The organism is Diaphorobacter ruginosibacter (genome assembly GCF_040396215.1).
In the GTDB taxonomy this organism is placed as follows: Bacteria; Pseudomonadota; Gammaproteobacteria; order Burkholderiales; family Burkholderiaceae_C; genus Diaphorobacter_A; species Diaphorobacter_A ruginosibacter_A.
In genome coordinates this window covers 16199-27683 of record NZ_JBEBOW010000033.1, presented here as the reverse complement: position 1 = coordinate 27683, position 11485 = coordinate 16199, and the positions used below count along the sequence as shown (strand labels likewise).

The 11485-nt window shown below is 63.0% G+C and carries 12 protein-coding genes; 6 read left to right on the top strand and 6 right to left on the bottom strand.

The features are described from left to right. Window positions 1-143: 143 nt before the first annotated feature. Both ABWP92_RS06455 and ABWP92_RS06450 read left to right on the top strand, forming a co-directional pair. Entirely contained in the window at window positions 144-428 is a 285-nt protein-coding gene (locus ABWP92_RS06455; RefSeq protein ID WP_353234543.1) for an FtsB family cell division protein, read from the top strand. Window positions 429-492: 64 nt separating this feature from the next. Next, window positions 493-978, top strand: coding sequence for a hypothetical protein (locus ABWP92_RS06450; RefSeq protein WP_353234542.1), 486 nt, complete (start codon window positions 493-495; stop codon window positions 976-978). Window positions 979-1002: 24 nt separating this feature from the next. On the opposite strand, the gene hslO is transcribed toward ABWP92_RS06450, so the two are convergent. Together hslO and ABWP92_RS06440 are read right to left on the bottom strand one after the other, a co-directional pair. Continuing rightward, window positions 1003-1995, bottom strand: a complete 993-nt coding sequence (gene hslO, locus ABWP92_RS06445) for an Hsp33 family molecular chaperone HslO (protein WP_353234541.1) — start codon at window positions 1993-1995, stop codon at window positions 1003-1005. 78 nt (window positions 1996-2073) lie between these two features. Then, on the bottom strand, window positions 2074-2598 hold the full coding sequence (locus tag ABWP92_RS06440) for a gamma carbonic anhydrase family protein (RefSeq protein WP_353234540.1): 525 nt from the start codon (window positions 2596-2598) through the stop codon (window positions 2074-2076). Between the two features lie 134 nt (window positions 2599-2732). Between ABWP92_RS06440 and ABWP92_RS06435 the strand changes: the two genes are divergently transcribed. Both ABWP92_RS06435 and ABWP92_RS06430 read left to right on the top strand, forming a co-directional pair. Beyond that, window positions 2733-3533, top strand: coding sequence for a ferritin-like domain-containing protein (locus ABWP92_RS06435; protein WP_353234539.1), 801 nt, complete (start codon window positions 2733-2735; stop codon window positions 3531-3533). Window positions 3534-3712: 179 nt separating this feature from the next. Next, window positions 3713-4969, top strand: coding sequence for an EAL and HDOD domain-containing protein (locus ABWP92_RS06430; protein ID WP_353234538.1), 1257 nt, complete (start codon window positions 3713-3715; stop codon window positions 4967-4969). 44 nt (window positions 4970-5013) lie between these two features. Here ABWP92_RS06430 and ABWP92_RS06425 read toward each other — a convergent pair whose 3' ends face one another. The 4 genes from ABWP92_RS06425 to queG form a co-directional block, all read right to left on the bottom strand. Then, window positions 5014-5988, bottom strand: coding sequence for a Bug family tripartite tricarboxylate transporter substrate binding protein (locus ABWP92_RS06425; RefSeq protein WP_353234537.1), 975 nt, complete (start codon window positions 5986-5988; stop codon window positions 5014-5016). 44 nt (window positions 5989-6032) lie between these two features. Continuing rightward, window positions 6033-6929, bottom strand: coding sequence for a site-specific tyrosine recombinase XerD (gene xerD, locus ABWP92_RS06420; protein WP_353234536.1), 897 nt, complete (start codon window positions 6927-6929; stop codon window positions 6033-6035). 165 nt (window positions 6930-7094) lie between these two features. Continuing rightward, the gene (locus tag ABWP92_RS06415) at window positions 7095-8057 is read right to left on the bottom strand and encodes a tripartite tricarboxylate transporter substrate binding protein BugE (RefSeq protein ID WP_353234535.1); all 963 of its coding nucleotides are present in this window, start codon (window positions 8055-8057) and stop codon (window positions 7095-7097) included. A gap of 126 nt (window positions 8058-8183) precedes the next feature. Then, window positions 8184-9293, bottom strand: coding sequence for a tRNA epoxyqueuosine(34) reductase QueG (gene queG / locus ABWP92_RS06410; RefSeq protein WP_353234534.1), 1110 nt, complete (start codon window positions 9291-9293; stop codon window positions 8184-8186). Between queG and tsaE the strand changes: the two genes are divergently transcribed. Next, complete coding sequence (tsaE, locus tag ABWP92_RS06405) at window positions 9276-9833, top strand: tRNA (adenosine(37)-N6)-threonylcarbamoyltransferase complex ATPase subunit type 1 TsaE (RefSeq protein ID WP_502907464.1); 558 nt, start codon at window positions 9276-9278, stop codon at window positions 9831-9833. The genes queG and tsaE overlap by 18 nt on opposite strands. Window positions 9834-9855: 22 nt before the next feature. Next, on the top strand, window positions 9856-11382 hold the full coding sequence (locus tag ABWP92_RS06400; protein ID WP_502907463.1) for an N-acetylmuramoyl-L-alanine amidase: 1527 nt from the start codon (window positions 9856-9858) through the stop codon (window positions 11380-11382). Window positions 11383-11485 lie beyond the last annotated feature (103 nt).

The window sequence follows — 11485 nt, the reverse complement described above, 5'->3', positions numbered from 1 at the left end:
CCGGGCAGATCAGCTCACGGCGTGCCGCCACCGCGTTATCCTTTCCAATTGAAGGTCCGGTGGCAGGCGCCGTAGTTGTGTTTCAGCAACAGCCTGCGTGTACCATCTGTCCCAAGGCCATCACCGCTGCATCCACCTAGTCCATGAGCACCCGCGTCGTTCCCCTGATTCTCTTGCTGCTGCTCCTGCTGGTGCTGACGCAATTGCTGAGCGGGCGAGGCAGCGTTGAGCACATCGCCAGCATGCGCCAGCAGATTGCCGAGCAAAAGGCGGCCAACGACAAGGCCCGCCTGGAGAACGAACGGCTGAGCGCGGAAGTCTCCGATCTCAAGGACGGCATGGATATGGTCGAGGAGAAGGCGCGCAGCGAGCTTGGCATGGTCAAGCCCAATGAAATCTACGTGCATGTCGCTGCATCCAGGCGCTGATCAACCTCCTCCCGCTTCCCGCCGAATACTGCGCATTTCCTTCTGGGGAATGGGCGCGGCAGCCATGGCACGCGCCATGCAGGACTATGCGGACCATCAACCGGGCTGGAGCGAGCGGCTTGCCATGCATGCGCATTGTGCAGTTCCCGCGCAGGCGGGCCATACGGCACAGCAGCACGCGTACACATGCACGAGCGAATGGCTTCGCAACGAACTGAAGACATTCAGTCCCCCGCATCTGTCGCTGCTGGTACCCTCTCTTTCACCCAACTTCCAGTCGGATGAGCTGGCGCTGCGCAATGCGCTGACCCAAGCGCAACTGGGCTTTCAAGTGCTCTATGGCACCACGCAGGACGAACGCCTGCGCAATGCAGCCAACGCCATCGCGCTGGCCGCGCGCATGCACCTTCCATCGAACGAGAACGCGTATTTCACGATCACCGATGTCGCCAAGCCGATACATCCGCGCATGCGCGCATGGTCCTGCGAGAAATGCAGCGATCCGGAATGCGAGCACCGCCTGTTCTCGAGCCTGACCAGCACCGCCTGAGGCCGCGTTGCCCAGCCACGGGACTCACTGGATGTTGCTGGAGCCCGGCGGCTGCTTTTCGCGGTCGGTGAACAGTTGCGCCGCATCGACGGAATCGTAGCGGTACTGTTTGCCGCAGAATTCACAGCCGACCTCCACCATGCCGCGCTCGGCAATCACGTCCAGCACCTCTTCCTCTCCCAGGCCGCGCAACATGCTGCTCACACGCTCACGGCTGCAGGTGCATGCAAAGCGCGGACCATCCTCGCCCTGCTGCGGCACGAAGCGCAGCAGTTTCTCCTCCCAGAACAGGCGGCGCAAAATGGTATCCACATCCAGCGTGAGCAGTTCGTCGCGCGTCAGGCTCGCTGCCAGCGTGGAGATGCGGTTGTAGTCTTCGTTCGCATCCATCCGATCCGCCTCGGCATCGGCGCCCTGCGCGGATTCGAGATTGGCCTCGCCCTTCACCGGCATGCGCTGGATCAGCAGCCCGGCGGCCACCTCATCGTTGGCGGCCAGCACCAGCGTGGTGTCCAGTTGCTCGGAGTGGCGCATGTACTGCTCCAGCACGTCGCTGAGCTTCTCCAGCTTTTGCCCATGCCCACCGTTGAGCGGAACGATGCCCTGGTAGGGTTGCTGGCCGGGCAGGCGCGTCTTGGGATCGAGCGTGATCGCGCAGCGGCCATGGCCATTCACGTTCACGAGCGAGGACAGGCTGATCATCTCTTCGGTGACCGCGCCTGGAATCGTCGCCGTGGCGCGCAGGCTCAGATCCGACTGCACCTCGGCCACGGCCAGCTTGACCGGGCCATCGCCCTGGATCTGGAAGATCAGCGCGCCCTGGAACTTGATGTTGGACTGCATGAGCACGCCGGCGGCGGCCATTTCGCCCAGCAGCTCGCGCACGGCCGGTGTGTAGTTGCCGGACTCCGTGTTGGCGGCGCGACGGCTCAGGATTTCGGTCCAGGCATCGGTGAGCCGTACGATCATGCCGCGAACCGGCAGGCCATCAAAAAGAAACTTATGGAGTTCGGACACTCGACCATCTTTCTATAAAACAAACAGCCCCGAAGCGTTGCGCGGCATTCCCGCAAGCGGCCCCCCGGGGCTCATCCATTAATCAATCCTGCGCAGCCCTTGCTTGAAGCGGCGCGCATTTTCCATATAGTGCCGCGCGCTTTGTCGCAGCCCCTCCATCTGCTCGGGCAAGAGCTGTTTCACGACCCGCGCCGGGCTTCCCAGGATCATCGAGCCGTCGGGAAACTCCTTTCCCTCCGTCACCAGCGATCCCGCGCCCACCAGGCAGTTCCTGCCGATCTTCGCCCCGTTGAGCACCACGGCGCCGATGCCGATCAGCGACTCGTCGCCAATCGTGCAGCCATGCAGCATGACCTGATGCCCCACCGTCACGTTCGCACCGATGGTCATCGGCATTCCACGATCCGCGTGCAGCACGCTCGCATCCTGGATGTTGGTACCCGCGCCGATGCTGATCGTATCGGTATCGCCGCGCACCACTGCGCCAAACCACACGCTGGCGCCCTCTCCCAGCCTGACATCGCCCATGACCTGAGCGCTGTCCGCGATCCAGGCCGACTCGGGCACGCTGGGCGCCACTCCATCCAGTTCATAGGTTGCCATGGGCGTTCATCTCCTCGGTATTGAAATAATTGAAGCAGAAACAAAAACAGCGCCTGCCCGCGCCTCGCGCCCGCAAAGCATCCGCAAGGCGGCGAGCCATCTGATTTGTTTACAACATCCCTAGAATTGTAGGTATGGAGTTACGTCAACGAGCATTGCAGGTCTTGTGCATCACCGACCCGGAACAAAAATCAGCGCAGTCGCTGGATATGTATGCGCGGGCAGCGCAATTTTCAATAGACCGTCAACTCACGCTGATGACTCCTGTCGGCGCCGCACTGCCCGGACACCCCGAGAAACCCGTGCTGATGAAGCACACCGAAGTGGGCAGACGCTCTCCCGCCACGCCGCAAGGACGGGCCGTTCTCCTGCACGCGATCGCGCATATCGAATTCAACGCCATCAACCTGGCGCTCGACGCCGTCTGGCGCTTCGCGGGCATGCCCGAGCAGTTCTATCTCGACTGGCTGCGCGTGGCCGGCGAGGAGGCCAGGCACTTTCGCCTGCTGCGCGACCATCTGCGCACCATGGGCCATGACTATGGCGACTTTCCCGCGCACCAGGGCCTTTGGACCATGTGCGAGAAAACGTCGTCGGATATCGTCGCGCGCATGGCGCTGGTCCCACGCACGCTGGAAGCGCGCGGGCTCGACGCCACTCCGCTCATCCAGAACAAGCTGCGCCAGATCGGCACGGCGGACGCGCTTGCCGCGGTGGATATTCTCGACATCATCCTCCGGGAAGAGATTGGCCACGTCGCCATAGGTAATCATTGGTATCAATGGTTATGTGCTCGTGACGGCCTTGACCCGCTCCCGCACTTTGCCGAGTTGACCCGGATTTATGAGGCTCCACGTCCCAAACCACCACTCAACAAGGCCGCGCGGCTCGCAGCAGGTTTCAGCGAGGAAGAGTTGCTATGGCTGAATCACTGAATGCGCAATGACTTTCATCAATTCAGAAATGCGAATTCGATAAATCACACAAAAAGATTCGCACCTCGATATGCCACAAGCAAAACATTCATTCCTACAATTCACGCTGATTTTCAATAGACAACGAAAAAACCGAGCCCTTCCCCCTGAAGAGCGCACCGTGCTCCCCCACACCCCGCATGCACACCATCCCGATATCTCAGCCGATTGAAACGCACACGAGACAATCCAGCGTCGCTCTGATTGCAAGGCAGGCCATCGTGAATGCGCAGGGGCAAGTCGTCGGGCACGAGCTTTTCAACCGGTCGCGCAATCACGCGGCCCACACGGCCGCCAGCGACATGATGCTGGCGCTCACCGCCCTTTCGCATGCCGGCGTGGACGAGTTGATGGGAGAAACGCTGATCTTCGTGAACTGCACCCACGAGAGCCTGGTGGAAGGCCATCTGAATCTGCTCGATCCCAGAAGGGTGATTCTTGAAATCCCGCCGCTCGGGCATACCGCGGCGGAAGAGGTGAAGACACGCCTGCCGAACCTTCAGGCGCTGCATGAGCGCGGATTCCGCCTGGCGTTCAATCAGACGGTACTGGAGTCGGCCTATTCCGCCTGGCTGCCGCTCGCCGACTTCATCAAGATCGATCTCTCCGTCCTGCCCGCCGATCAGGTGACCGTGCTGGTCAAATATGCCAAACGGCAAACCGAGGCCCGGCTGATCGCCGAGAAAATAGAAACGGCCGCCCAGCAGGAATTGCTGAGCGGCCTTGGCGTGCAACTGTTCCAAGGCTACTGGCTCTCCCGCCCGCAGCTCGTCGAGGCGCACCTGCAGTTCCCGACACAGGCCAGCATCGATCATCTGATGCACCTCGTCCGCGGCGCGGCCAGCCATCAGGACATCGCCAACTGGGTCAAGCAGGATGCAGTGCTCTCATTCAACCTGCTGCGCCTGCTGGTGACCTCCGGCATCTGCCCTCCCGACGGGCCGATGTCCGTCGAACATGCCGTTTCGCTGCTGGGGCACAACCGCATCGGCTGCTGGACGGAGCTGTTGCAGACTTTCCGGGTGACCAGCGATTTCACCCCCGCACCGGCCAGGAGCGCCGTGCTGTGCGGCCGCTACATGGAACTGCTCGCCAGGGCGCAGCAGTTGCCGAAGATCGTCTGCAACCAGGCCTTCATGGTGGGACTGATCTCGCAGCTCGGCGAATTGCTGCACATCTCGGCACCTGCCATCTCCAGCCTGCTGCACCTGCCCGAGAGCGTGCGCGATGCCGTGCTGCAGCAGGCCGGCTATCTGGGCGCGCTGCTGTCGCTCACGCAGACATTGGAATTCAGTGAAGAGGCCAAGGTGGAGCACGCCGCCCTGGCGCTGCGCCTTACGACCCACCAGCTCCACGAGGCCCGCTCCAAGGCGATGGAATGGGCTCAGGTGGCATAGCAGGCCAGATCACGCAGATGTGATGCCGATACGGCCACGTCCATTCAATCCAGCTGCAGCTTGCGCTCACGAATAAGCGCCGACCACTTGGCGTTGTCCTGCTTCACGAAAGCGGCGAACTCTGCTGGGGACAGCGCATGGGCCTGCGCGCCGGAGCTTGCGAACTTGGCCTGCAGATCCGGATCGGCCAGCACCTTGGCCAGCGCATCCGACAATTTCTTCACGATATCCTGGGGCATTCCTGCCGGGCCGACAAGCCCCTGGAAGCCCACCGACTCCATACCCTGGAGCCCCAGCTCACGCACCGTGGGGACATCGGGCAACTGCGGGTCGCGCATGGGGCCTGTCACGGCCAGCGCCTTGAGCTTGCCGCCCTTGACCTGCGGAATCAGCACGCTCCCCGCATCGATCAGCAATTGCGTCTGTCCGCCAATCAGGTCCTGGATGGCTGGCGCACTTCCCTTGTACGGAACATGGGTCACGTTCAGGCCCGAGGCCTTGTTCATCAGTTCGCCATTGAGATGGGTGGAGGTGCCGCTGCCGCCCGAAGCGAAATTCACCTTGCCCGCATTGGCGCGCGCCCAGTCCACCCATTCCTTGATGTTGTTCGCGGGGTGGTCTGGGCGCGTCACCGCCACGTAGCTGCCCTGGCTGATCTGACCGATATAGGTGAACTGGGTGATCGGGTCATAAGGCATCTTCTTTTGCAGGTACGGAGCGATGGCGAACGGCCCGGTGTTGGCCAGCAGCAGCGTATAGCCATCGGGCGCCGCACGCGTGAGCTCCGTCGCCGCGATGGTGCCTCCCGCACCGGGGCGATAGTCGATGATGATCTGCTGGCCGATGGCCTCCGCCAGCGGCACCTGCACGACTCGCGCGGCGAAGTCGATGCCGCCTCCGGGCGGGTAGCCGACGATCAGGCGGATCGGCTTGACTGACGGCCAGACAGGCGCCTGCGCGAAAGTCACCCCCGCCGCGCCCAATGCCAGTGCGATGAGCCATTTCTTGTTGGATTTCATGGTTGTCTCCTGTTGAAAAATCGCCGGAAAAAGCGCCCGCATTCCTAGCCGCGCGGGTGGTGTTCCGCATGCAATTGCTTGAGGCGCTCGCGCGCCACGTGGGTGTAGATGGTCGTCGTGGAAATATCGGCATGCCCGAGCAGCAGTTGCACGACGCGCAAATCGGCGCCATGGTTGAGCAGGTGCGTCGCGAAGGCGTGCCGCAGCGTGTGCGGGGACAACGGGGAGGTGATTCCCGCCAACTGGGCATGCTTTTTCACGATGACCCAGAACATGACGCGCGACATGGCCGCGCCGCGCTGCGTCACGAACAGGTCGTCCGTCTGCTGGCCCGCCAGGATCGCGCCGCGGCTTTCGGCAAGATAGCGCTCGAGCCAGCGCGCGGCCTCCTGGCCAAAAGGTACGAGCCGCTCCTTGCCGCCCTTCCCCATGACGCGCAGCACGCCCTCATTGAGCCCCAGGTGAAAGGTCTTGAGCGTCACCAGTTCGCTCACGCGCAGGCCGCTTGCGTACATCAGCTCCAACATCGCACGGTCGCGCAAGCCGAGCATGCTGTCCGCATCGGGCGCGTTCAGCAGCGCCTCCACCTGATGCTGCGACAGCGTCTTGGGCACGCGCATGGGCTGCCTGGCTGCCTGCAACCGCACCGTCGGATCCGCGTCCATGCGCCGCTCGCGCAACGCCCAATGAAAATAGCGCCTGAACACGGTGAGCCGCCGGTTCGCGGAGGTCGCCCGCGTCTCCTTGTGGCGGGCGGCGAAATAACGATTCAGATGATCTTCCCTCGTCTGGTCGAGCGTGACTGGCTCATCCTGCCGCTCAAGCCAGGACACATACAGCTCCAGATCCCGCCGGTAAGCTGCCAGGGTATTGCGCGAGAGACCGTCCTCCAGCCACAGGGCGTCTATGAATTGGTCGATGGCGTTCCGGCTTTCTGGCATGCAGCGAACATAGCACGTAAGAATATGTCGACGATCGCTTCGCGCCACGCGGAGATCTCCACTTCTTCAAGAAGTTGTTCTCGTCTTGGCGCGGCCCGCCAACAAAAAGCCACCCCGAGAGGGGTGGCTTGCGGATCATCTCGCCGAAAGCCGACTGGCGCCGGCTCAGTCCAGCGTCAGCTTCTGCTTCTTGACCACTTCCTTGTAGACATCGAACTCGGCCTTGATCTGCTGCGCGAACTGCTCAGGCGTGTTGGCAACGATGATCGAGCCGGTGTCCTCGATGCGCTTGCGCACGGCCGGGTCTTCCAGCGACTTGCGCGTGGCCTCGTTGAGCTTGTCCACGATGTCCTTGGGCATGCCCTTGGGGCCGAGCAGGCCGTAATAGGCCATGCGGTTGACCGGCTCGAGTCCGACTTCCTTGAAGGTCGGCACATCGGGCAGCTCCTTCAGGCGCGCGGGCGCCGACACGACGATAGGCACCAGCTTGCCGGTCTTCACGAACGGCAGGGCTGACGGCAGGTTGTCGAAGATGATCGGTACCTGGCCCGCCACCACATCATTGAGCGCAGGGCCCGCGCCGCGGTATGGGATATGGGTGACGTAGGTGTCCGTCAGGCTCTTGTACAGCTCCATCAGCATGTGGCCGATGCCGCCCGTGCCCGAGGATGCATAGGAGTACTTGCCGGGATGCTTCTTGATCTCGGCAATGAAGCCCGTGTAGTCCTTGGCCGGAAAGCTGGGATTCACCGCGATGATGTTGGGCGTGGCGGCGATGTTGATGATCGGAGAGAAGTCTGTGATCGGGTTGTACGGCGTCTTGGTGTTGATGGCCGGATTCGCGGCGGTCGTGGACACGGTCGCCACGCCCAGCGAATAGCCATCCGGCGCCGAGCGCGCGGTCTCGGTCGCGCCGATCACTCCGCCGCCTCCGCCCTTGTTGTCCACCACGACCGGCTGGCCCAGGGCCTTGGTCAACGGATCGGACACCACGCGCGCGATGATGTCGGTTGTCCCTCCGGGCGCAAACGGAACCACCAGCTTGATGGGCTTGGTGGGATAGCCATCTGCAAATGATGCGCCGCAGGCCGTCGTGAGAGCCAGGGCGATCAAGTGTCGGCGTTGCATAGTAGTAACTCCTCACATGCGATTCAAAAAAACTGAATTGCCAATGTAAACGGATGAAAGCCCCGCCGGGTTTCTTTTTTGGGCCGTATTCATCGGGGATTTCCCCCAAGATTTTTTGACGAAATGTCAGCCTGCTGAAAGCCCGGTGCGCCCATCGTCCTTGCGTGAAACACATTGCGCCAAAGCCCACTGCACGTGCTCGCGCACCACCTCATCGGGATGGCCGGCGCGCGCCCGCAGCGCCTCGCGGATGGCGGCATCGTCTGCCTTTGCCAGCGCGTTGCCCATGGCCACGGCGATATTGCGCAGCCAGCGGCCGTGGCCGATGCGGCGGATCGGACTGCCTTCGGTGTTGCGCAGGAACTGCGCCTCATCCCATGCGAACAGCCGGACCAGCGTATTGCCCTGCAAGCCGGGACGCACGTCGAAGTCGGGCAGGCTGCTGCGCTGCGCGAACTTGTTCCAGGGACAGGCCAATTGGCAATCGTCACAGCCATAGATGCGGTTGGCCATCAGCGGGCGCAACTCCAACGGAATCGGCCCCGCATGCTCGATGGTGAGATAGGAAATGCAGCGCCGCGCATCCACCACGCGCTCGGCCACGATCGCCTGCGTGGGACATGCGCTCATGCAGGCCGTGCAGCTTCCACAATGCGCGGAAGTCGGCTCGGTCGGCTCCAGGGCGAGATCGACATAGATCTCGCCAAGAAAAAACATCGACCCGGCCTCGCGGTTGAGCACCAGCGTGTGCTTGCCGCGCCAGCCTTGTCCGCTGCGGCTGGCAAGCTCGCATTCGAGCACCGGTGCGGAGTCCGTGAACACGCGGTGGCCCAGCGGACCCACCGCCGCCGCGATCCGGTCGGAGAGTTTCTGCAGGCGCGCTCTGAGCACCTTGTGATAGTCGCGCCCACGGGCATACAGCGATACGATGGCTTCCTGCGGGCGTTCGAGGCGCGCGAACTCGATGGCCTGCCAGCCATCGGGGACCGTCGCGGGCAGATAGTCCATGCGCGCGGTGATCACGCTCACCGTGCCCGGCACCAGTTCGGCGGGTCTTGCGCGCCTGAGGCCGTGCGATTGCATGTAGTGCATCTCGCCGTGAAACCCGTTCTCCAGCCACCGCAGCAAACCTGGTTCGGAAGACGACAAATCCACACCGGCCACGCCAATTTGGGAAAATCCCAATTCACGAGCCCAGAGCTGAATTTGAGGAACGAGTTGACTGCTGCACCACATCACCCGCAAATTGTAAGAACAAGCACCCAGTCCGGCGCAGCGGATAGCCCGCGAGCCGGCCCGGATACGCAATCCATGCGCCTCGAATGCATCTGGGGCGATGAAGAAGACACGGCGCGGTTCGCTGCCAGGCTGGCTGCGCAGCCCGACATCCGGAACGCCTTCATCACCTTGCACGGCGACCTGGGCGCCGGCAAGACGACGTTCGTGCGCCATCTGCTGCGCGCCCTGGGCGTGACGGGCCGTATCAAAAGCCCCACGTACGCGGTCGTCGAGCCGCATCAGGCCCATGACCTCGCCATCTTCCATTTCGATTTCTACCGCTTCAACGACCCACGCGAATGGGAGGATGCGGGCTTGCGCGACATCTTCGCGGGCGCGGGCCTCAAGATCGCTGAATGGCCGGAAAAGGCCGGCTCGCTTACCCCGCCTGCGGATGTAGCCATTTACATTGAGGCACTGGATGATGGCAGCCGAAGGGTTACGCTTGAGTCTCGTACATTTCCGGGCAAAAATCTGCTCCTAGGAGTGAACGCATGAAGAAGCCGAGAATCACACTCGCATGACATCACCAAGTGCCAACCATAAAGGACCTCTCGTGAAGAGCGAGTCGCCCACCGACAAGGCCTCCATTGCATCCCGCCGCTCCCTGCTGAAGGCGGGAACATTGGTGCTGCTGCTCGGCGCGCAGCAAATCGCGCGCGGCGCCTCCATCGTCGCCGTTCGCGTATGGCCCGCGCAGGATTATTCGCGCGTCACCATCGAGTCCGACCAGAAGCTCGTCACCCGCCACACCTTCGTCGAAACTCCGCCGCGCCTAGCTGTCGATATCGAAGGCATCGACCTGAACCCGCAGCTCAAGGACCTGGTGGCCAAGGTGCGCGCGGACGATCCGAACATCGCCGGCATCCGTGTCGGACAGAATGCGCCGGGCGTGGTGCGCATGGTCGTTGACCTCAAGCACGCCGCGCGCCCGCAGGTATTCACGCTCACGCCCGTGGCCGCATACAAGCACCGGCTGGTCTTCGACCTGTACCCCGCCGAGGAACGCGACCCGCTCGAAGCGCTCATTGCCGAGCGGCTCAACGACCCCAAGGCGACCGTGCCCGAAACGCCCGCCCCCATCGACAGGCCCGCCCACATGGCCCAACAGGACCCGCTGGGCGACCTGATCGCGCAGCGCAGTGAAAAGCCATTGCAGGACATGCCGCCCGTTGCCGTTGCCGCGCGGCCAGCGCCCGCGCGCCCTCCGGCTGAAGTCATTGCCATGGCGCCCCCGGCGCCAGCGATGCCCTCGCCCGCTCCCGCGCCGCAGCCCGCGCCCGCACGCCCATCGACATCCAGAAGAACGCCCGCGCGCGCGACCGACCGGCTGATCATCGTCGCGCTGGACCCAGGCCATGGCGGCGAGGACCCCGGCGCCACCGGCCCGAACGGAACGCGCGAGAAGGACGTGGTGCTGCGCATCGCGCACCTGCTGCGCGATCGCATCAATTCGACCACGGTGGGCGGCAACCCGATGCGCGCCTTCCTCACGCGGGATGCCGATTTTTTCGTGCCACTCGCAACCCGGGTCGACAAGGCGCGGCGGGTACAGGCCGACCTGTTCGTGAGCATCCACGCCGATGCGTTCACCACGCCGGCTGCCAAGGGGGCGAGCGTGTTCGCGCTCAGCCAGCGCGGAGCATCCAGTTCCGCCGCTCGCTGGCTGGCCAACAAGGAAAACGAGTCCGACCTGATCGGCGGCATGAACGTCACTTCGCAGGACCAGCACGTGCAACGCATGCTGCTGGACATGAGCACCACCGCCCAGATCAATGACAGCCTGAAGCTCGGTTCCGTGCTGCTGGGCGAAATCGGCGGCTTCGCCAAACTGCACAAGGCGCGCGTGGAACAGGCGGGCTTCGCTGTGCTCAAGGCTCCCGACATTCCCAGCGTCCTGGTGGAGACCGCCTTCATCAGCAATCCCGACGAAGAGGCCAAGCTGCGTTCTTCCGCCTACCAGAATCAGCTCGCCGACGCGCTCATGCGCGGCATCACCCGCTACTTCGCCAAGAACCCGCCTCTTGCCCGAAGCCGTTCCGTGTAAAGAAATCCAATGGGAAAGTCTCATTGCGTATCTCGGCCACAGTCCTACACGGCCTGAATACCTGCCCGCTTATCCTTGAGCCATACCTCAATCCCTGAGTGTA